Source organism: Actinoplanes xinjiangensis, assembly GCF_003148685.1.
GTDB lineage: Bacteria > Actinomycetota > Actinomycetes > Mycobacteriales > Micromonosporaceae > Actinoplanes > Actinoplanes xinjiangensis.
The window spans coordinates 44,212-64,156 of record NZ_QGGR01000037.1 but is presented as its reverse complement, the minus strand read 5'-3'; the positions used below and the strand labels follow the sequence as shown (position 1 = coordinate 64,156).

Annotated in this window: 18 protein-coding genes; 13 read left to right on the top strand and 5 right to left on the bottom strand. The window is 70.5% G+C overall.

Features of this window, described 5'->3' with window-relative positions:
* Positions 1-222: 222 nt before the first annotated feature.
* The 8 genes from BC793_RS43480 (at position 223) to BC793_RS43445 (ending at position 8,359) form a co-directional block, all read left to right on the top strand.
* Positions 223-651, top strand: a complete 429-nt coding sequence (locus tag BC793_RS43480; RefSeq protein WP_109602520.1) for a metal-sulfur cluster assembly factor — start codon at positions 223-225, stop codon at positions 649-651.
* An 80-nt stretch (positions 652-731) separates the two neighbouring features.
* The gene (locus BC793_RS43475) at positions 732-1,487 is read left to right on the top strand and encodes a maleylpyruvate isomerase family mycothiol-dependent enzyme (protein ID WP_109602490.1); all 756 of its coding nucleotides are present in this window, start codon (positions 732-734) and stop codon (positions 1,485-1,487) included.
* 288 nt (positions 1,488-1,775) lie between these two features.
* Complete coding sequence (locus tag BC793_RS43470; protein WP_109602489.1) at positions 1,776-3,029, top strand: aspartate aminotransferase family protein; 1,254 nt, start codon at positions 1,776-1,778, stop codon at positions 3,027-3,029.
* Entirely contained in the window at positions 3,026-4,090 is a 1,065-nt protein-coding gene (locus tag BC793_RS43465; RefSeq protein ID WP_109602488.1) for a zinc-dependent alcohol dehydrogenase, read from the top strand. The genes BC793_RS43470 and BC793_RS43465 overlap by 4 nt, the downstream gene beginning before the upstream one ends.
* Positions 4,083-5,159 (top strand): glycosyltransferase family 2 protein, encoded by a 1,077-nt coding sequence (locus tag BC793_RS43460; RefSeq protein ID WP_109602487.1) that lies wholly within the window; start codon positions 4,083-4,085, stop codon positions 5,157-5,159. The genes BC793_RS43465 and BC793_RS43460 overlap by 8 nt, the downstream gene beginning before the upstream one ends.
* Positions 5,156-5,947: an inositol monophosphatase family protein gene (locus BC793_RS43455; RefSeq protein WP_109602486.1), complete on the top strand. Its 792-nt coding sequence runs from the start codon at positions 5,156-5,158 to the stop codon at positions 5,945-5,947. The genes BC793_RS43460 and BC793_RS43455 overlap by 4 nt, the downstream gene beginning before the upstream one ends.
* A complete protein-coding gene (locus BC793_RS43450) occupies positions 5,928-7,502 on the top strand; it encodes a glycosyltransferase family 2 protein (RefSeq protein ID WP_109602485.1) in 1,575 nt (524 codons plus the stop codon). The genes BC793_RS43455 and BC793_RS43450 overlap by 20 nt, the downstream gene beginning before the upstream one ends.
* The gene (locus BC793_RS43445; protein WP_109602484.1) at positions 7,499-8,359 is read left to right on the top strand and encodes an LLM class flavin-dependent oxidoreductase; all 861 of its coding nucleotides are present in this window, start codon (positions 7,499-7,501) and stop codon (positions 8,357-8,359) included. The genes BC793_RS43450 and BC793_RS43445 overlap by 4 nt, the downstream gene beginning before the upstream one ends.
* Here the strand turns inward: BC793_RS43445 and BC793_RS43440 are convergent.
* The 3 genes from BC793_RS43440 to BC793_RS43430 form a co-directional block, all read right to left on the bottom strand.
* A complete protein-coding gene (locus BC793_RS43440) occupies positions 8,325-9,077 on the bottom strand; it encodes an alpha/beta fold hydrolase (protein WP_109602483.1) in 753 nt (250 codons plus the stop codon). The two genes, BC793_RS43445 and BC793_RS43440, sit on opposite strands and share 35 nt — an antisense overlap.
* An 81-nt stretch (positions 9,078-9,158) precedes the next feature.
* The gene (locus BC793_RS43435; protein ID WP_239170654.1) at positions 9,159-10,406 is read right to left on the bottom strand and encodes an MFS transporter; all 1,248 of its coding nucleotides are present in this window, start codon (positions 10,404-10,406) and stop codon (positions 9,159-9,161) included.
* A gap of 109 nt (positions 10,407-10,515) precedes the next feature.
* The gene (locus BC793_RS43430) at positions 10,516-11,199 is read right to left on the bottom strand and encodes a histidine phosphatase family protein (protein WP_109602482.1); all 684 of its coding nucleotides are present in this window, start codon (positions 11,197-11,199) and stop codon (positions 10,516-10,518) included.
* 2,015 nt (positions 11,200-13,214) lie between these two features.
* Here BC793_RS43430 and BC793_RS43420 point away from each other — a divergent pair.
* Positions 13,215-13,814 (top strand): LysE family transporter, encoded by a 600-nt coding sequence (locus tag BC793_RS43420; RefSeq protein WP_109602481.1) that lies wholly within the window; start codon positions 13,215-13,217, stop codon positions 13,812-13,814.
* Between the two features lie 392 nt (positions 13,815-14,206).
* On the opposite strand, the gene BC793_RS43415 is transcribed toward BC793_RS43420, so the two are convergent.
* Positions 14,207-14,887: a DNA alkylation repair protein gene (locus tag BC793_RS43415; protein WP_109602480.1), complete on the bottom strand. Its 681-nt coding sequence runs from the start codon at positions 14,885-14,887 to the stop codon at positions 14,207-14,209.
* A gap of 243 nt (positions 14,888-15,130) precedes the next feature.
* Between BC793_RS43415 and BC793_RS43410 the strand changes: the two genes are divergently transcribed.
* Positions 15,131-15,763 (top strand): acVLRF1 family peptidyl-tRNA hydrolase, encoded by a 633-nt coding sequence (locus tag BC793_RS43410; protein ID WP_109602479.1) that lies wholly within the window; start codon positions 15,131-15,133, stop codon positions 15,761-15,763.
* A 25-nt stretch (positions 15,764-15,788) separates the two neighbouring features.
* Here the strand turns inward: BC793_RS43410 and ypfJ are convergent, their stop codons facing one another.
* Positions 15,789-16,691, bottom strand: coding sequence for a KPN_02809 family neutral zinc metallopeptidase (ypfJ, locus tag BC793_RS43405; RefSeq protein WP_109602478.1), 903 nt, complete (start codon positions 16,689-16,691; stop codon positions 15,789-15,791).
* Between the two features lie 203 nt (positions 16,692-16,894).
* Between ypfJ and BC793_RS43400 the strand changes: the two genes are divergently transcribed.
* From BC793_RS43400 to BC793_RS43390, 3 genes are all read left to right on the top strand, one after another.
* Complete coding sequence (locus tag BC793_RS43400; protein WP_109602477.1) at positions 16,895-18,499, top strand: ABC-F family ATP-binding cassette domain-containing protein; 1,605 nt, start codon at positions 16,895-16,897, stop codon at positions 18,497-18,499.
* A gap of 405 nt (positions 18,500-18,904) precedes the next feature.
* Positions 18,905-19,132 (top strand): helix-turn-helix domain-containing protein, encoded by a 228-nt coding sequence (locus tag BC793_RS43395; protein ID WP_020510159.1) that lies wholly within the window; start codon positions 18,905-18,907, stop codon positions 19,130-19,132.
* On the top strand, positions 19,129-19,920 hold the full coding sequence (locus tag BC793_RS43390; protein WP_109602476.1) for an enoyl-CoA hydratase/isomerase family protein: 792 nt from the start codon (positions 19,129-19,131) through the stop codon (positions 19,918-19,920). Before BC793_RS43395 ends, BC793_RS43390 begins: the two co-directional genes overlap by 4 nt.
* Positions 19,921-19,945: the final 25 nt, after the last annotated feature.

The following is a 19,945-nucleotide window of genomic DNA, read 5'->3' as shown; positions in this document are numbered from 1 at the left end:
GGGGAAGAGGTGCCGGACTGGCTCGCCGAGGAGCGGGCCGCCGCTGCCGAGGCCGGTGAGCCGGTGCAGACGCCGTCGGTGAGCGTGTCGGCCTCGCCGGACGCGGCCTTCGGTTCGGATGCGCCGTCGGCCGCGGACGCCGCGGTGGGCGCCGACGTGGCCGGGGCCGACGCCGTCGCCTCGGACTCGGTCTCCGGTGGGGGACCCGCCGACAGCACCCCGATCGGCCCGGCCGCCGACTCGGACTCGGTTGCCGATGATGGCTCCGCCGATGGTGGCTCCGCCGAGGGTGCGCCGGTCGCCGCGGCCGGCGCCTCGAACAAGCCGAAGGCGTCGACCGCCGACGTCGAGGAGGCGATGAAGGACGTCGTCGACCCCGAGCTGGGCATCAACGTCGTCGACCTGGGCCTGGTCTACGGCACCCACGTGGACGACGACAACGTGGTCACCATCGACATGACGCTGACCTCGGCGGCCTGCCCGCTGACCGACGTCATCGAGGACCAGACCCGCCAGGCGCTGACCACCGGCCCGGGTGGCGGGCTCGTCGACGACTTCCGGATCAACTGGGTGTGGCTGCCGCCGTGGGGCCCCGACAAGATCACCGACGACGGCCGCGACCAGCTCCGGGCGCTCGGCTTCAACGTCTGACCTGGTTTTTCGTACGGCACGAGGGGCGGTCCGCGATCATGCGGCCGCCCTTTGTCGTACCCCGGTGATAGAAACCGGGTATGACTTCGACACCGCCATTCCCCGAGCTGCTCGCGCTGATCGAGGGACGGTCGGCGGCGTTCCGGGAGGCCGTCGCCGCCGCGCCGGACCTGGCCGTCACCGTTCCCGGCTGCCCCGACTGGTCGCTCACCGATCTGGTCGCCCATCTGGGGGGCGTGCACCGGTTCTGGGCCGCGGCGGTCGCCGCCGGTGACGACTCCGGGCCGCCCTCCGCCGATCAGCTCGGCGACCGGCAGCCGCACGGTGACCTGGTGGAGTGGTCCGCCACGTCGACCGGGCTGCTGGTGGCGGCGCTGCGTGACGCCGGTCCCGACACCCCCTGCTGGGCGTGGTGGGGCGCTTCCGACGCGCCGCTGACCTCCGGCGCGGTCGCCCGGCACCAGGTGCAGGAGGCCGCCGTGCACGCCTACGACGCGCAGGAGGCGATCGGTAAGGCGGAGCCGCTGCCGGCCGCCGTCGCGGTCGACGGTGTCAGCGAGTTCCTCCAGGTCGGCCTGGGTTCGCTCGGTGCCTGGCCACATCGCCCGGCCCGGGTGGCGTTCCAGGCGATCGAGGGCCCGTCCTGGACGCTCGATCTGTCCCCATCCGGCGCCAAGGCGGACCCACCGGCCAGCGGTGAGCCGGTCACCCGGCTCCACGGCACCGCGAGTGACCTGGTCCTGGCGCTCTACCGGCGGATCCCGCTGGCCGACGTCCGGGTCGACGGTGACCGGTCGGTGGCCGGGCAGCTCACCGAGTGGAGCGTCGCGGACTGAGCCGCCATCGCGGCGACGCGGGCCGGAGCTTCGCTCCCGGCCCGCGTTTTTCATTTTAATAACCTGGCAATTTCTGCTTGTCATCTCGGAAACCTGGCGGCGACAGCGGAGAGAAAAGGGTGTCACTTAACCGTCTTTGCTGGTCCTACGTGATTATCGGCACATTCATTAGGATCAGCAGCTCAGACGGCTCTGACGATCAACTTAACCGGTTCAGACCTTGACGCGTATAGCTGCGATTGACCACTGTGGATTGCAGCCCACGCAATGCGAGCGGAAAGGCGAGAAATGAGTTCGAGCATCATCTCCAAGCCGGTCACCGGCCTGCCGGACTATGTCGGGGACGGGATCTACCTGCACGTCCGTGGCGAACGATTCATCGACTGCGCGTCCGGGACGTTCAACGTCTCGCTCGGCTACTCGGCGCCGGAGATCATCGAGGCACTGCACGGCCAGCTCGACCGGATCGCGCATCTCTCCTCCGATTTCACCCGTGCCCGCTCGGCGGAGATCTTCGAGCTGATGCGCGATGATCTGCCGCCGCACATCGGTGCCTTCTGGTTCCGCGACATCACCGGCTCCGGCGCCAACGAGGCGGCGATCCGGATCGTGCAGAAGGCGACCGGCCGGTCCGACATCGTCTCGCTGTTCCTGTCGCACCACGGGCAGACCGTCGGTACGACCGGGGTGTCCGGCAACGCCTTCCGGCAGCGCAGTTTCTCGCTTCCGTTCCCGCACTCGGTCAAGATCCCCGGGCCGGACTGTGCGAACTGTTTCTACGGCCAGGTCCCGGGCAGTTGCGCGATGCTCTGCGCGCGGCGGCTCGAGGACTTCGTGGAGTATGCGTCGAGCGGCCGGGTGGCGGCCCTGGTCGTCGAACCGATCATGGGCAACGGCGGCAACATCGTTCCACCCCCGGAGTGGTATGCCGTGCTCCGCGAGACCTGCGACCGGCTGGGTGTCCTGATCATCGCCGACGAGGTGCAGACCGGCTTCGGGCGTACCGGATCGTTCTTCGCCTCCACCGGCTACGCCGCGGCCCTCCGCCCGGACGTCATCACCTTCGCCAAGGGCGCCGGAGGCGTCGGCATCCCGGTCGCCGGCGTGGTGATGCGGCCCGAACTGGACGTCCTCGAGCCGTGGGAGCACTCCAGCACCTCCGGCGCCAATCCGCTCGCCCTGGTCGCCCTGGAGGAGACGATCCGGTACATCCACCGGCACCGGGTCCTCGACCAGGTGCGGGTCACCGGCGAGCGGCTGCACCGCGGCCTGCTCGCCCTGTCCCGGACCTTCCCCGACATGACCGGGGTCCGTGGTGTCGGCCTGATGCAGGCGTTCGACCTGCCGACCAGCGTCGACGTCGCACAGTTCATCGCCGTGGCCCGGGAGCACGGGCTCATCCTGCGCGGCAGCCGCTACGGCTTCGGCCGGACCGTCAAGGTCAGGCCGCCGCTGATCATCACCACCGAGCAGGTCGACGACCTGCTCGGCCGCCTGCACGAGACCCTGCGGTCCGATCAGAGGGAGGCCACGCGGCCGTGAAAGCACTCAAGTACCGGGGCCCCTGGGACGTCGAGCTCAGCGAGGTTCCCGATCTGCACGCGACCGGCGACGACGACGTGGTCGTCGACATCAGTTACTGCGGTGTCTGCGGCACCGATCTGGGCATCGTCTCCGGCTCCTATCCGGTGGCCGTTCCCGGCGTCACCCTCGGCCACGAGGCGAGCGGTGTCATCGCCGAGATCGGCCCGGCGGTCACCTCGATCGCCGTCGGCGACCGGGTGGTGATCAACCCGACGCCGTACTGCGGGCGCTGCCGGATGTGCCGCACCCAGCGGATCAACCACTGCGTCGGCAAGCACGGCACCGAGAGCGGCGTCAGCTACGACGGGGCGTATGCCGGGCGATACCGCACCACTTCGGCGTTCGTGCACCGGGTGCCGGACGACGTGTCGCTGCGGGCGGCCGCCCTGACCGAGCCGCTGAGCTGTGTCGTGGCCGGCGCCCGCAAACTGCAGCCGCCGTCGCTGAGCGCGTACACCTACGTCTTCGGGGCCGGGCCGCTCGGGCTGCTCTACACCTGGGTGCTGTCGCTCAAGGGCCTGACCCCGGTGCTGATCGAGCACTCCGCGGCGCGGCTGGAGTTCGCCCGGGACCGGCTGCCCGACGGCACCGCCGCCTACGCCTCCCTGGAGGAGGCCCGCAGCAAGTACTTCAACGATCCGGCGGCGCCGATCGACATCGTCGTCGACACCACGTCGGCGCTGCTGGAGGACCTCTTCCCGCAGATGGCGCCGGGTGGGACGTACATGTCGATCGGCCTGAAGGAGAAGGTCGCGTCGATCGACACCATGCTGCTCGCCGACCGCAGCCTGTCGGTGATCGGTTCCATCGACTCGCTGCACGGCTCCTTCGACGAGGCCTTCCACCTGATCACCACCGGCCGCGTCCCCGCGGAACGGCTGGTCAGCCACGTGGTCCCGCTCGACGAGTTCCGCACCGGGTTCGCGGCGCTGGGCTGCGACGTCGGCGCACGCCGGTTCGGGCCGGCCGAGCAGGCCAGCTGCAAGGTCCTGATCGCGCCGGGCGGCGGCGGTGAGTGAGCCGCTGATCAGCGTCGTCATCCCGTACCGCGACCGGGCCGCCAACCTGCGCCTCGCCCTGTCCGCGCTCGCCGACCAGACACTGCCCGCCGGCGATTTCGAAGTGGTGCTCGGTGTGCTCGACGACGACGGCGGGCACGCCGCCGTGTGCCGGGAGTTCGCCGGCCGGCTCGACGTCGTCACCGTCACGTCGGCCCGGCCATGGCAGGTCGGTGCGGCCCGTAATCTGGCGTTGCGGCAGGCCGCCGGTGCCGTCGTGGTGCTGATGGACGTCGACATGGCGCTGCCGCCGCGGTGCCTGGCCGACCTGTGGGACCGGCATTTCGCCTACGGGCAGCGGATCTGCGTGGTCGGGCAGATGATCGACTACGACAACAACACCGGTGACGTGACAAGCGTCGACGTGCAGCCCTACGAGCACTATCGCAAGATCCTCACCGACCTGGAGACGACCGGGACCGGCGACCGGGACCCCCGGATGACCGCCGATCACCTGATCCCGTGGTCGTTCGCGTGGACCGCGCTGATCGCGCTGCCCCGCGACCTGGCCGCCGAGTTCGACCCCGCCTTCCAGGGATACGGCGTGGAGGACCTGGAGTGGGCGTACCGGGTGGCCCGCGGTGGGACACCCGTCGTCATGGGCCCCGGCTTCTTCGGCGTCCACCTGCCACACCTGCGCAGCGTGGCCGCGAACCGCCGCACCGAGGCGCCCAACTACCGCTACTTCCTGCGCAAATGGCCCGGGCTCGACGTCGAGCTGGCCTGCGCGTTCGGCGACTTCGAGGCCAACGGGCACTACCGCGGCCTGCGCCCCTCGGCCGGCGGGCTCACCGTCGTCCACGGCCGCGTCGAGGGGCGGGCGCATCTGGTGGTCGGCGTGCCGCCCGGCTCCGGCCCGGTGCTGCCCGCGACGGCCACCGAGGTCGAGACGCTGCCGCTGGTGGGCCTGGCCCTGCCGTGGGAGGACGGCAGCGTGGACCGGAGCATCGTGCTCGAACCGATCAGCGCCCTGCCCGGCCCCTACCGCGAGCGGGTTCTCGCCGAGGTGCGCCGGGTGAGCGCCGGATGACCTCCCCCGAGGCGTTGCTCGACGCCGCGGTGGCCGCCGCGCGGGACGGCGGCCGGGTGATCCGCGCCGCCGGACCGGTCCGCCTGACCGGCCACAAGTCCAGCGCCACCGATCCGGTGACCGAGATAGATCTCGCGAGCGAGGCGGCGGTGGTCGCCTCCCTCGCGGCCTCACGGCCGCACGACGCCGTCTTCGGCGAGGAGGGCACGGCGCGGGCGGGGACGTCCGGGTTGCGGTGGGTGGTGGATCCGGTCGACGGCACGACCAATCTGCTGTACGGGTCACCGCACGTCACAGTCAGTGTCGCCGGTGAGGAACAGCTCCCCGACGGTTCCTGGCGGGCCGTCGTGGGGGTCGTCCATGACCCGTACCGCTCGGAGACGTTCACCGCCGTCCGTGGCCGCGGCGCCCGCCTCAACGGCGACCCGCTACGTGTCAACGATCCGGTGTCCCTCGACCGCGCCCTCGTCACGACCGGTTTCGCCTACACATCGCAGGCGCGGGCGCGACAGGCGCGGACCCTCGCCGGACTGCTGCACCAGGTTCGTGACATCCGCAGCCACGGCAGCGCCGCACTGGAACTGTGCTGGCTTGCCGCCGGCCGCTGCGACGCCTACTACGAGGACGAACTGGCCCCGTGGGACTTCGCGGCCGGTGCTCTCGTCGCGGCCGAGGCGGGTGCCACCGTCACCGCACTGGGCTCCGGCGTGCTCGCGGCCGGTCCCGCCCTGCACCCCGAACTGACCGTCGTCCTGGAAAGGACCGCGCATGTCCCCGTACCGCGTTGAGCAGGTCGCCGACCGCGACCCGCCGCAGCTGCCGATCCTGTTCGCCGTCTTCCTGACCCTGGCCCCGCTCTTCGCCGTCTGGCGGACCGCGGTCGTCAACTGGTCGGTCTGGTACGGGCCGATCGCCTGGGCCGCGGAGATGTTCGCGGTCGTCACCACCACGATCTTCGTGATCTCGCTGCGCCGCCGCACCCGCCCGGTGCCGCGGACCGTGACCGGCGCCGTCACCCGGACCGTCGACATCCTGATCCCCACCGTGAACGAGCCCGCCCCGGTGCTCGAACCTACGGTGATCGGCGCGCTGCGGGTCCGCGGCGTCCGCGACGTGATCGTCCTCGACGACGGCAGCCGCCCCGAGATGCGCGAGATGGCCGCCCGGCTGGGGGCCCGTTACCTGCCCCGGGCCACGAGTGCGGGTGCCAAGGCCGGCAACCTCAACCACGGACTGGGGGTGACCGACGCCGAGTTCGTGGTCACCCTCGACGCCGACCACATCCCGCTGCCCGGCTTCATCGAGCGCACCCTCGGCTATTTCGACGACCCGGAGGTGGCCGTCGTCCAGTCACCGCAGTCGTTCTACAACACCGAATCGTTCACCTTCCGCCGCCGGCACGGGCGCGACGGCGGCTGGCACGAGCAGGAGATGTTCTACGGCGGGGTGCAGCCGACGAAGAACAGCGCGGGCAGCGCCATCTACACCGGCACGTCGGCGATGCTGCGGCGGAGCGCACTCGACGATGTGGGCGGGTTCGCCGAGGACACGTCCACCGAGGACATCCACACGTCACTGCGGTTGCACGCCCGCGGCTGGCGGTCGGTCTATCTGGAGGAGCCGCTCGCGTACGGGCTGGAGGTCAACAACCTGCGCCAGTACTACGGGACCCGGCGCCGCTGGGCGATCGGCAGTCTGCACCTGCTGCTGCGGCATCCGGACTCGCCACTGATCGTCCGTGGACTCTCCTGGCGGCAGCGACTCAACTACCTCAGCGCCATGGTCGCGCACTTCCAGGGGCTGAACCGGCTGCTCTACCTGCTGGTCCCGGTCGCGGCCCTGACCACCGGGGTGGCGCCGGTGCGCGGACCGTACGCCGTCTACGGCTTCGCCTTCCTCGCCTTCACGATCCTCTCGATCGGGACCGTCGTCCGGTTCGGCCGCGGCCACTACCACCCGCTGCACAGCGAGGCGTTCGCCGTCGCCGACACGCTGCCGATGCTCGCCGCCCTGCCCGCGGCGATCTTCGGGGAGCGGGAGTTCGGGGTGACCGACAAACGGGCGCGGCGTGGCACCGACGCCCGGCTCAAGTGGGCCTACCGGGTGTTCGCGCTGGCCGAGGTGTCGGCGCTGGGGCTCGCGGTGGCCCGGCTGATCCAGGGCGAGCACGTCGTCATCGCGGCGTGGTCGGCCGCCTTCCTCACCCTGAGCGCGGGCTATGCGCTGGCTTTCCTGGTAGGCATGGAACGGTACGAACGCCGCCCGGTCACACCCTGGTACACGAACCTGTCACCGGACCACCTGTACCGGCGGATCACCGACGAGGACAAGGTGCCAGCATGACCGTACTGGGGGCCATCGCCCTGCCGCAGCTACCGCCGGACCGTTTGCGCGCGGTCGTGCAGGCGGCCGACGAGTCCGGGCTCGAAGAGCTGTGGCTGTGGGAGGACTGTTTCCTGACCAGCGGCGTCGCCACCATGGCGGCCGCGCTCGCCTGGAGCGACCGGCTGAAGGTGGGAGTAGGCCTGCTCCCGGTGCCGCTGCGCAACGTGGCGATCGCCGCGATGGAGTTCGCCACGCTGCACCGGCTCTTCCCGGGGCGGGCGCACATCGGGGTCGGCCACGGCGTGCAGGACTGGATGGGCCAGGTCGGTGCCCGCGTCTCGTCACCGATGACGCTGCTCCGCGAGCACGTCACCGCCCTGCGGCAGCTCCTCGCCGGCGAGCGGGTCACGGTCGACGGGCGGTACGTTCACCTCGACGGCGTCGCCCTGGACTGGCCGCCGACGGCGGCGGCGCCCGTCTTGGTCGGCGCCTCCGGCCCGAAGACCCTGCGGCTGGCCGGCGAGATCGGCGACGGCGTCATCATCAGTGCGGGGAACACCCCCGATGACGTACGGGCGGCGCGCGCCGTGATCGGCGACGTCCCCCTGGTCGTCTACCTGCACACGGCGACCGGCCCCGGTGCGGCCGAGCGGATGGAACGGGAACGGGTCAACTGGGGCTATCCGACCATCGTGGACCGCGCGGTGACCGGGGACGCCGACGAGGTCGCCGAGCAGGTCGGCCGCTGGGCCGGGGCGGGCGCGGACACGGTGGTCCTGCAGCCGGCCCCGGACGATCCCGATCCGGAGGGGTTCGTGCGGTTCGCCGCGACCGTCGCCGCTATCCGGCGAGGAACTCCAGCAACAGCCCGTTGATCTCCTCGGGCCGTTCCAGACTGGGCAGGTGACCGGCCCAGGCCAGTTCCACGTGCTGTGCCTTCGGCAGCACACCGGCCAGATGCACGGCGATCTCCCGGAAGTCCGGCAGGTCGTGGGCGCCGGTGACCAGCAGGGTGGGCGCACTGATCCGGCTGAGGTCCGGGTCGGTGCGGACCGGCTCGTAGGCGACGTCCTCGGCGGCGAGCTGCACGTCGAACGCGTGGCGCTGCATGACCCGTACCCTCTCGCGGGTCGCGTCGTCGGCTTCCGGGCCCACCCACAGATCCACGTTCAGGTCGACGGCGCCGGCGACGTCACCCGCCTCCAGCAGCGCCTCCTCGCGCTCGTCGAAGGCCTCCAGCTCGGGGCCGGCACCGTGGCCGCGCAGCGCGGTGCAGAGCAGCGCCAGCGCGGTCACCCGGCCCGGCCAGCGGGCGGCGAACTCCAGCGCCAGCCGGCCACCGCCGGAGGAGCCGACCAGCGCGGTCTCGCCGACACCGAGACCGTCGAGGAGTTCGGCGACGCCCCCGGCCTCGTCGAAACGGCCGGCCGGCACCGGGGTGCCGCCGTGGCCGACGAGGTCCAGGCGCACCACCCGGCGGCCCGCGGCGGCCAGGGCGGCCACCTGGGGATCCCACATGCGGCGGTCGCAGACGGTCGAATGCAGCAGAAGTACGGCCGGGCCGTCGCCGGTCACGTCGAAGTCGTAAGTCATCGACGTGACCGTAGCCTTCCCGCGCGCGGCGGAGCACCGGGTTTTCGCCGTTCCGTGCCCTTCCTCTTCAGTGATGACTCGTCAGGCGGTGACCATCGCCGATTTCGTCTCCGAGCGGGGGCGGGCGTCGAGTTCCCGCCAGGCCGGGAAGAGGAACGGGGAGACCGTGACCGCCAGATAGCCGACCGCGGCGATCAGCGCGGCCGTCTGGAGACCGAGCCGGTCCGTCGCCAGGCCGCCGACCACCCCGCCGAACGGGATACCCGCCCAGGAGACCGCGATCAGCACGCTGATCACCCGGCCGTGCAGGTGGGTGGGGATCCGGCGGTACACCTCGGCCATCAGGATCGGGTTCACCGTCGACATCAGCGCGCCCGAGAGCGCGGCCGTCACCAGCACCGTCCACATGCGGTCGGACAGGGCCAGCGCCAGAAGCTGGGCCGGGCCACCGAGGAAGAAACACAATCCGAAGGTCAGCCGTCGTGGCAGCCGCGGGGCGACCACCGTGTACAGGATGTTGCCGGCCACCGCGCCCAGACCGAACGCGGTACCGATCACCCCGAGCGCGGCCGGGCCGTGCGGTCCCTCACGCACCCACACCGGCACGAACACCGTCGCGAACGCCTGGTCGAACATGTTGGTGGCGAACAGCATCGACATGACGCCGAGGATCAGCCGGTCGGAACGTACCCATCGGAAACCGTCGCGCAGGGCGTCCGCGTACCCCTGCTCCTTGCTCTCGGCCAGAGCCGCGGCGTCGGCGCAGCCGACCCGCACCAGCAACCCGATGATGATCGCGCTGACCGCGAACGACAGCGCGTCGAAGAGCAGCACCGACGCCGGGCCGAACGCGGCGATCAGCACCCCGGCCAGCGGCAGCCCGACCAGGGTCGAGGCGCGGCAGATGCCGTCGTACATCGCGGTGCCCCGCTCGGTGGACAGACCGGCCGCCGCGATCGTCCGTGGCAGCAGCGCCCGTTTCGCCGCGTCGCCGAACCCGCGCAACGCGCCCGCCAGCGCGATCAGCAGCAGCAGCGCGCTCAGCGACACACCCTCCCAGTAGGCGACCAGCGGAATGCCGGCCACCGCGAGAACGCTGGCGGTGTCCGCGGCGACCGCGGTCGGTCGCGGCCCGACCCGATCCACGATCGGGCCGCCGATCAGGCCGGCCAGCACATACGGCAGCATCTCCGCGAGACCGGCCAGCCCGGCGAGCAGCGCCGAGTCCTGCGTGGTGAGAACCAGCCATGGTACGGCCACGAACGTGATCCGGCTGCCGAGCATGGAGAGCGCCTCGGCGGTGAGAAGAGCGCCCAGTTGACGGTTCACCGTGACGGGTGTGCGGGCCGGCCCGCGGGATGAAAGGGCGACGGGCACGGATCGAACCTAAGTTTCCCGGCGACCCAAAGCAAGACAGCCATCGATGTCTCGACGGGCGTCACGCCGGCGGCAGATGGTCGATCACGTTGTATCGGTCCAGCGTGAGCGTGCCCGACGAGTCGTCGAAACGAGTTATCGAGGCGTTGCGCACACTTCCCGACTCCTTCTCCACGGCGATCACCTCATCCCAGCTCAACTGCTCGACGACAGCCCGCATCATCAGCACCACCGCATCGTGGGCGACCACGATCACCCGCTCACCCGGATGGTCGGCGTGCAGATCGTCCAGAAAGGACTTCAGCCGCACCGCGATGTCCGCGAACGACTCCCCGCCCGGCGGCGCATACTCGAACTCGCCCGCCTGCGCCCGCCGCGCCGCCTCGCCCGGAAACCGCGCCGTCACCGCCGCCCGGGTCAGCAACTCCAGCTCACCCATCAGCCGGTCGACGAGCCGGTCATCGGTACTCGGCGCAGGCAGATCCAGCCCCTCCGCGGCGATCCGCCACGTCTCCCGCGCCCGCAGATACGGCGACGTGATCACCACCTGCGGCCGGCGGTCCTCCGGAAGGGCGGCCAGCCAGCGCCCCAGCGCCGCGGCCTGCTCCTCACCCGCCTCGGTCAGTGGCACCTCGGCGTCGCGGCCGCTGACGACCGCTTCCATCAGTCCTTCCGCATCAGCGGCGGGAAAGGCGACATTGGCCAGGCTCTGCCCGTGCCGGACCAGAATCAGTTCAGCGACCATGATCCGACCCTACCGATCGAACCACCTCCCGGTCACGCTCCGGCAGCAACCCGAAACCTCCCGTGATCAACTTCTGCCGCCACTCACCGCCCCACCTGCCGCCCGCCCCACCCTCGGTTACCCGCCGCCTACCAGCCGTCACCGTTGATCGCCGCCTGCCGCCTGCCGCCTGCCGCCTGCCGCCTGTCGCTCGTTGCCTGTCGCTCGTTGCCTGTCGCCTGTTGCCTGTCGCCTGTTGCCTGTCGCCTGTTGCCTGTCGCCTGTTGCCTGTCGCCTGTCGCTCGTCGTCGGTCGCCCGTCGTCCACGGTGGGCCGCCCCACACCCCCCTCCGCCACACGCAGTTCCCTGTCCATCGGCCACCGCTCGCCGCACACCCCGCCGACCTTGTCCCGCCACCGCTTGTCGCCCCTGGTCGAGAGCCGGCCGATCATCATGGCTATGACGGGATGCCGGCCGAGCGGCGATCCTGCCCGATGGCGACTGAAGCCCACCAGGATGACGGGCCAGGGGATGGCGTCGTCAACGGGCGCGGATGCACCTGAAGCGGCCGTCATTTCCGGCGAATGGCTTCCGCTCTTGCACCGCTTCGTTCTGCGAGGGCCCTTTCGTTCGGCCCGGCTCACTTCGTTGAACGGCGCTTCGTTGGACCGCGCTCCGTTGAACGGCGCTCCGTTGACCCGCGCTTCGTTGGACCGTGCTTCGTCGGGTCGCGCATCGTTGGGTCGGATCACTTCGTTCGGCTGCCGCCCGGGCCTGTGACGCCAACAACGGCGACGAGCGCACACAATCGCGGATTGTGTGCGCTGGGTGGGGTCATGGCGACGATGGGCGCTCACGTTGTTCGGATCGTGGGCGTTGACCGCCGTCATGGCGAGGGTGGGCGCACACGATCCGCGATTGTGTGCGCTGGGCTGTGTCACAGCAAAGGTTGGTGCTCACCTTTGTCCAGGTCGTGATGCTAGGAATCGCCCTGGCATGACTGGTGAATCTGCACCGCCTTTGTGGCCGCTCACCGGTCACCTTCGTTGTCGGCTCGGCTCGATGAGCGATTCGTTGTATGGAAATTCGCGATCCGTCATATGCAAGCCGGACCGACGGCTTCCGCGACCGGCGTCAACCACCGTGAGCAGGGGCCCCGCCGCCTGGCAAGCGCCCGTCGCGAACACGAGCCACCCGACAGCCTCGTCCAACGCGTGGATCGTGCGGCTGCGGACAACACGCCACTTGCGGAGAGTCGTCCAGAACCTCGGCCGACTCTCCGCGCCGCTCTTGCGCCGGAGAACCGAGAGGCTGAGCGCCCGACCGAGAGGCTGGGAGGTGGAGTGGCCGACCGGGAGGTCGAGGTTGGAGTGGCCGGCCGGGAGGTTGAGGGTGGAGTGGCCGGCCCGGAGGTCGAGGTGGAGTGCCCGGCCGGGAGGTCGAGGGTGGAGCGCCCGACCGGGAGGCCGAGAGGTGAGCGCCTGGCCCAGAGACCGAGAGACCAAGAGACCAAGAGACCAAGAGACCAAGAGGCGGAGAGGGGGAGTACCCGCCTACCAGCGTGTTCCACGGCAGTGCCGCGACGATCACCGCGATGCTCTTGGCGCCCCAGAGCAGCGGGCTCAGCGGATGCAGCCGCTGCCGCGCGCTGATCGTGCTGGCTCTCGCGGTCGCCGTGGCGATCTTCTTGGCGGTCGGGTGGTGGAACACCGGGTACGCCTCAACATCGGCCCCTCGCCCCCATGCCGCGCCGGACGTCTCCCCATCCGAAAAACCGAGAGATCGAGATGCCGAGAGACCAAGGGGCCGAGCCGGCGCTGGAACCAGCGGGGGATGAGCTGCTCTGCCGTGGGTGGACAAGCTGATCCGACGGCTCCGGAGGTCGGGGAAAATCGCTGGCCCGGTGGGGACTGCGGCGACAGGATGAGGGCGTGACCGAGTTGAAGCCGTACCCTGCCGTCCCTGTCGCTGTGGCCGATCCGGCCGTGCGACAGCAGACGGCCGCCGACGGAACGGCGGGTCTTCGGCAGCGGTCATGAACGGGGCGTTCCTGGCCGGCGTGGTCGCCGGTTACGGCATCGCTGTGCCCGTCGGCGCCATCGGTGTCCTGATCGCCGGGCTCAGCGCACGGACGTCACTGGGGATCGGCGCGGCCGCCGGCATGGGTGCGGCCACCGCCGACGGCCTCTATGCGCTGGTAGCCGTCGCCGGGGGAGCGGCGGTGGCCGGGTTCATCGCACCGGTGGAGACACCTCTGCGCTGGCTCGGTGCCGCGGTACTGCTGGCCCTGGCCGGATGGACCGCATGGGGAGCCGTCCGCCGGCCGGGTGTCACGGAACGGGACGAGCGTCCGGAGACGGCGCTTCGGGCGTACGCCGGGGTCCTCGCCCTGACGCTGCTCAACCCGGCCACCGTGATCTATTTCGCGGCCCTGGTGCTCGCCAGCGGCGGCGCAGGAGGCGGCGTCTGGTTCGTGGCCGGCGCCTTTCTCGCCTCGGCGAGCTGGCAACTTCTGGTCGCGGGAGGCGGTTCCCTGATCGGCCGTGTCCTCACTGGAGACCGGGGCCGTCTGATCACCGCCCTGGTCTCCAGCACCGTGATCGCCGTGCTGGCCATCCGCCTACTCACCACCTGACCGCAGGGGCGCCCGTTCGCAGACTTCCCGATGCCATCCGCCGACGCGAAGGGCGGCCCCGGGTCGTCCGATCGCAGACCTCCCTGCGTCATCTGCCGACGCGACGGGGCTCCGGGTCGTCCGATCGCAGACTTCCCGACGCCGTCCGCCGACACGACGGCGGCTCCGGGTCGTCCGATCCCAGACTTCCCGACGCCGTCCGCCGACGCGAGGGGCGGCTCCGGGGCGTCCGGTCGCAGACTCGCCGGCGTCATCCGCCGATGGGACGGGTGGCGCCGGGGCGTCCGGTCGCAGACTTGCCGGCACCATTTCGTTCCTGCAATGGGCTGTCCACCGGCGTCTCGAATACCGAAGGCTGCGGTGGACCGGCCTTTTTCACCGGTGGGACGAGGTCACAGGTGTTTGGCGGCCTCCCGGATCGAGAGCGGGGACAGGGTGCCGGCGTGAGCGGCGAGGAACGCGCGGACCGCATCGGGATCGGTGCGGGCGTGCTGACGGAGTGCCCAGCCGATCGCCTTGCGGACGAAGAAGTCGCGGTGGCTGGCCTGGCGGGCGCAGTACTCGAACAGGCGATCGGTGTCGGTGGCCTCGCGGTAGTGCAACTGGTGCAGGATCGCGGTACGGACAAGCCACATGTCCGCCGCCTGGGACCACTCGTCCATCCGGGCGGTCAGGGACGGGTGGCGGCGGACCAGACCGGCGACCACCCGGGTGGCGAGCGGATCCACTGTGTCCCACCAGGACCTCGTGGTGATCAGCTCGGCCGCGGTGTCGAGGAACGCCGGTCCGGGGACCCCGACGTGGGCGGTCAGGTAGTCGCAGGCGAACTGCTGGAACTCCCGCTCGTCGCGGGCCCAGCAGGCCACGGCCACGTCGACCAGGTCGGTCTCGGCGGGTGCCGGCAGCCCGGCCAGCGCTCTGCGGGCCTGCGCGCGCCGGACCGCGCTGGTCAACCCGAGGAACGGGAACTGATCGCGCATGTAGGCGGCCTGCCCGACCGCCCGCTCCGGGTCGCGGGCCTGCTCGAACCCGCCGGCCAGCCGGTCGAGAAGAACTACCGCGACGTCGCTCATGCCCGCATCCTGCCACCGGGGTCCGACAATTTCCGGCGGTGCCGGGTGACACCAGTCGGAGGCCCCGGGAACCGTGCAGCGCCGACGGGCGGGGTGGCGGCGTCGAGCGCGCAGGGGTCGAGAGCTCAGGGATGGTGCGGCGCTGGTGGGCAGGGTGGCGGCAGTCGAGAGCGCAGGAATTGCGCGGCGCCGAACGGCGGGGTGACGGCAGCCGGGGGCGAGGCTTCGCCGTAGGGTGGTGGGGTGGGGGAACGAGCGGCCGCCGGCGGTGGGAAGTGGGTGGATGTCGCTCCGGAGCGGCTGTCCCGATGGCTGGAGAACTTCGGGGTGCGCCATGGGCCGTACACCGAAGAGGGTCTGACGGTGACCGCCGCGGACGGTGCGTCGGCGACGCTGCACGAGCCGCCGGGAGTCGCGCCGGTCGAGGCTCTGGCCGAGCTGATGGAGGCGGCACGGGCGCCGCGGAGGCTGGGTCTGCTGCTCGCGCGCAAGGGCGCGGTCGCCGTCGGGATCGCCGACGGCGGTGAGCTGGTCGCCTCCAAGGTGGACACCCACTATGTGCAGGGGCGGACGGCCGCGGGCGGATGGTCGCAGCAGCGCTTCGCGCGCCGCCGCGACAACCAGGCCAAAGCGGCGTCGGCGGACGGGGCCGGGATCGTCGGCCGCATTCTTCTTCCGGAGGTACGCACACTCACCGCGATCGTCGCGGGTGGGGACCGTTCCGCTGTGGACGCGATCCTGTCGGCGCCTCAGTTGGCGGCGGTGGCCGCGTTGCGTACCGGAAGGCTGCTCGACGTGCCCGAGCCGCGGCATGCGGTCCTGGTGTCGGCGGTGGCCGCGGCCCGTGCCGTGCCGATCCTGATCCGCGAGCCCTGAGCCCGCGGACCAGGATCGCCGTCGGTCAGATGGTGGCGCTGAAGGTGTCGCACTGCTTCGGGTCGCCGGACTCCCAGCCGACGCGGAACCAGTGCTGACGCTGCTCGGACGTGCCGTGGGTGAACTGGTCCGGGTTGATCTCGCCGCCGCCGCGCTTCTGGAGGGTGTCGTCGCCGATCTGGCCGGCGGCCTGGATGCCCTCCTGGATGTCGGCGTCGGTGAGGCTCGTGAAGATCTTGTCACCGTCCTTGTCGACGGTGTTCGCGGCGGCGTGCGCCCAGGCACCGGCGTAGCAGTCGGCCTGGAGTTCCAGCTTCACCGACTCCTGGTTGGCGTTACCGGGATCACGTTCCTGCCGGCGGCGCATGTCCGCCTCGGTGCCGAGGACGTCCTGGATGTGGTGGCCGTACTCGTGGGCCAGCACGTAGGGCTGGGCGAACTCGCCGGGAGCGCCGAGCTCCTTGGAGAGCACCTGGTAGAAGGTCAGATCGATGTAGATCTTGTCGTCGGCGGGGCAGTAGAACGGGCCGACACCGGAGTCGGCGGCGCCGCAGGCGGTGTTCACCCGGTTGGAGAAGATGCGGGTGGGGGCGGGCTGGTACTGCTCGCCGAACGACTCCGGCAGTTGCTGCTGCCAGTAACGCTGGATCGACGTCACATAGAGCCCGTTGCGGCACTCCAGCAACTTGGTGCGTTCCTGCTCGTTCGCGCACTGGGCGGTCGAGTTGGGTGCGGGCGCGCTGTCCTCGGCGCCCAGGGTGTTGATCCCGAAATAGCCGCCGACGAGGGCCACGACCAGGGTCACCAGGATCCCGGCGAGGCCGCCGCCGCCGATCGGGAGGCCGCCTATCCCGCCGCCTCCGCCGCCCGATCCGCGGACGTCCTCGATCGAGCCGGGGTCGATGTCGGCACGTTGGTTGAGTTCCATGTCGTCCCACCTTCAGCACGGTTGCCGAGCGATTACCCGTTGATCTTGTGAATTAATCGGGTGGGAGGTGCCCGCGGACGCCCGGTAGGATGGTCGGGTGCTGCTCTGCGAAGGCTGACCTGCCCCGGCGCCGACCGTCATCTCCGATGGCCGGCGCTTTTCTGCGCCCTGAGTCAGCCGTCTCACCGAGAGCGAGAAATTTCATGATCACCGCCACCGGGCTCGAACTCCGCGCCGGCGCGCGCATCCTCATCTCCCCGACCACGCTGCGGGTGCAACCCGGCGACCGGATCGGGCTGGTCGGCCGCAACGGCGCCGGCAAGACCACCACCCTCAAAGTCCTCGCCGGCGAGGGCATTCCGTACGCGGGGCAGGTCGAGCGGACGAGCGAGATCGGTTATCTGCCCCAGGACCCGCGGACCGGTGACCTGAACGTGACCGGCCGCGACCGCGTGCTGTCCGCCCGCGGCCTGGACACCATCCTCGCCGAGATGCAGAAGCTCGAAATCCAGCTGGAGGAGAGCTCCGAGGAGAAACTGATCCGGCGGTACGGCCAGCTGGAGGACCGGTTCTCCGCGCTGGGCGGGTACGGCGCCGAGGCCGAGGCCGCCCGGATCTGCGCGAACCTGGGCCTGCCCGAGCGTGCGCTGGCCCAGACGATCGGCACCCTCTCCGGCGGTCAGCGCCGCCGGATCGAGCTGGCCCGCATCCTGTTCGCCAACTCCGGGCAGAACGGCAAGGGCATCCTGCTGCTGGACGAGCCGACCAACCACCTCGACCAGGACTCGATCGCCTGGCTGCGCGGCTACATGGCGCAGCACAAGGGCGGCCTGATCGTGATCAGCCACGACGTCGAGCTGCTCGACGCCGCGGTCAACAAGGTGTGGTATCTCGACGCGAACCGGTCGGTCGTCGACATGTACAACATGGGCTGGAAGACGTACCTCGAAGCCCGCGAGACCGACGAGCGCCGCCGCCGCCGCGAGCGGGCCAACGCGGAGAAGAAGGCCGGCGCCCTGATGGCGCAGGCCGACAAGATGCGCGCCAAGGCGACGAAGACGGTGGCCGCGCAGAACATGGCCCGCCGTGCCGAGAAGCTTCTCGGCGGCCTGGAGGAGGTCCGGAGCTCGGACAAGGTGGCGAAGGTCCGCTTCCCGAGCCCGGCGCCGTGCGGCAAGACGCCGCTGACGGCGAGCGGCCTTTCCAAGTCGTACGGGTCACTCGAGATCTTCACCGACGTCAGCGTCGCGGTGGACCGTGGTTCCCGGGTGGCGATCCTGGGGCTGAACGGTGCCGGCAAGACCACCCTGCTGCGGATGCTGGGCGGACTGCTCGAGCCGGACACCGGTGAGGTGCGTGCCGGGCACGGGCTGCGGCTGGGCTACTACGCCCAGGAGCACGAGACGCTGGATGTGGACCGGACGATCCTGGAGCACATGCGCAGCGCCGGTTCCGAGCAGACCGACACCGAGCTGCGGAAGATCCTGGGCGCGTTCCTGTTCTCCGGCGACGACGTCGACAAGCCGGCCGGGGTGCTCTCCGGTGGTGAGAAGACCCGTCTGGCCCTGGCCACCCTGGTCTGCTCCGGCGCCAACGTGCTGCTGCTGGACGAGCCGACGAACAACCTCGACCCGGTCAGCCGGGAGCAGGTGCTCGACGCGATCGCCAACTACCCGGGCGCGATCGTGCTGGTCACCCACGACGCCGGCTGTGTGCAGGCGCTCAAGCCGGACCGGGCGATCCTGCTGCCCGACGGCGACGAGGACGCCTGGAGCGACGATCTGCTGGAGCTCGTCGAGCTGGCCTGAGGTCCGACGGTCGCCGATCGTCAGTTGTCAACTGGTGCCCACACAGACAGTGCGATGTTCGGGCGTTTCCGAACACGTCGGGCAGGCGCCGGGCGGTCCGTACCAAGGTCGAGTGTCACGCCATGGAGCGATCACAGCACTCTCCGGAGCGATCGAGGCGATCCCCTCGATCCAGTGTTTCCGCAGGTGATCGATGGTCTTGGGGGACCGCCCCTCGGAGTGGAAATGGGCACCGAGAGTCGACCGGCAAACTGTCTGACATTGATGCCCGTGGTAACCGTCAAGTTCCTGACAGTAATAAATGGGCACGTTCACGGGGGCTAGATGCCTGGCGCATGATCGTCCGAGACGGTGTAATAGGTGGGACCGTATCTGACCGCACTGTCTGCGACGTGAGGATTCAAGATGGCAGCCACTGGCACAGCTACCAGTACTGAGAAGGGTCGTCGAATCGTCGGTAGCGAGCGGCAGTCGCTCGCCAAGGACCTGGTGAAGCGTTACACCGGCGGCGAGAGCATCCGCGCGCTGGCCGCGTCCACCGGCCGTTCCTACGGATTCGTCCACCGCGTACTCACCGAGTCCGGCGTGCAGTTGCGCCAGCGTGGTGGCGCCCGCCGCCGTAAGAAGGCGTGACGGCCGGGAACGCCGGGCCCGCCACCACCGACGAGGTAGGCGTTCGTTACGAACAGGACGGGCCGGTCGCGACGGTGACGTTGTGCCGGCCCGACGTTCTCAATGCTCAGACTCCGGCGATGTGGACGGAGCTCGGCAACATTTCCCGGAAATTGCCGGGTGACGTCCGGGTCGTCATTGTCCGAGCCGAGGGACGCGCGTTTTCCGCGGGCCTGGATCTGTCGGTGGCCCGGGGCGACGGCGATTCTTCACTGTCCCGGCTGGCGCAGTTGTCCGCGACCGAGTGCGCCGATCGGATTGCCGGGTTCCAGACCGCGTTCACCTGGTTGCGCAGTCCGTCCATTGTGACGATTGCAGCAGTTCAAGGACACGCGATCGGCGCGGGCTTCCAGCTGGCGCTCAACTGCGACATGCGTGTCCTCGCCGACGACGCGCGGTTCTCCATGGCCGAGGTCACCCTCGGCCTGGTGCCCGATCTGGGCGGTACGAAGCGGCTCACCGAGCTGGTCGGACCCTCCCGGGCACTGGAGATCTGCGTCACCGGCCGGCGGATCACGGCCGACGAGGCGGACCGGATCGGCCTGGCGACGACTGTCGTCGCCCGTGCCGACCTGGACGCCACGGTGTCCGACCTGGCCGCTGCGGTGCTGGCAGCGGACCGGGGAGCGGTCGCGGAGATCAAGGCCCTGCTGGCGGGTGCGCCCCTGCGGTCGTACGCGGAACAGGACCGGGCCGAACGTGAGGCCCAGACGCGGCGTCTCAGCGAACTGCTGGGCTCCGGGGAGTAGAGCACCTCCCGGGATTGTCGTACCC

Excerpts from the sequence above, each read along its gene's own strand:
- BC793_RS43475 (WP_109602490.1), top strand. The coding sequence starts at position 732 with ATGACTTCGACACCGCCATTCCCCGAGCTGCTCGCGCTGATCGAGGGA.
- BC793_RS43470 (WP_109602489.1), top strand. The coding sequence starts at position 1,776 with ATGAGTTCGAGCATCATCTCCAAGCCGGTCACCGGCCTGCCGGACTAT.
- BC793_RS43455 (WP_109602486.1), top strand. The coding sequence starts at position 5,156 with ATGACCTCCCCCGAGGCGTTGCTCGACGCCGCGGTGGCCGCCGCGCGG.
- BC793_RS43450 (WP_109602485.1), top strand. The coding sequence starts at position 5,928 with ATGTCCCCGTACCGCGTTGAGCAGGTCGCCGACCGCGACCCGCCGCAG.
- BC793_RS43445 (WP_109602484.1), top strand. The coding sequence starts at position 7,499 with ATGACCGTACTGGGGGCCATCGCCCTGCCGCAGCTACCGCCGGACCGT.
- BC793_RS43440 (WP_109602483.1), bottom strand. The coding sequence starts at position 9,077 with ATGACTTACGACTTCGACGTGACCGGCGACGGCCCGGCCGTACTTCTG.
- BC793_RS43430 (WP_109602482.1), bottom strand. The coding sequence starts at position 11,199 with ATGGTCGCTGAACTGATTCTGGTCCGGCACGGGCAGAGCCTGGCCAAT.
- BC793_RS43420 (WP_109602481.1), top strand. The coding sequence starts at position 13,215 with ATGAACGGGGCGTTCCTGGCCGGCGTGGTCGCCGGTTACGGCATCGCT.
- BC793_RS43415 (WP_109602480.1), bottom strand. The coding sequence starts at position 14,887 with ATGAGCGACGTCGCGGTAGTTCTTCTCGACCGGCTGGCCGGCGGGTTC.
- ypfJ (WP_109602478.1), bottom strand. The coding sequence starts at position 16,691 with ATGGAACTCAACCAACGTGCCGACATCGACCCCGGCTCGATCGAGGAC.
- BC793_RS43400 (WP_109602477.1), top strand. The coding sequence starts at position 16,895 with ATGATCACCGCCACCGGGCTCGAACTCCGCGCCGGCGCGCGCATCCTC.
- BC793_RS43395 (WP_020510159.1), top strand. The coding sequence starts at position 18,905 with ATGGCAGCCACTGGCACAGCTACCAGTACTGAGAAGGGTCGTCGAATC.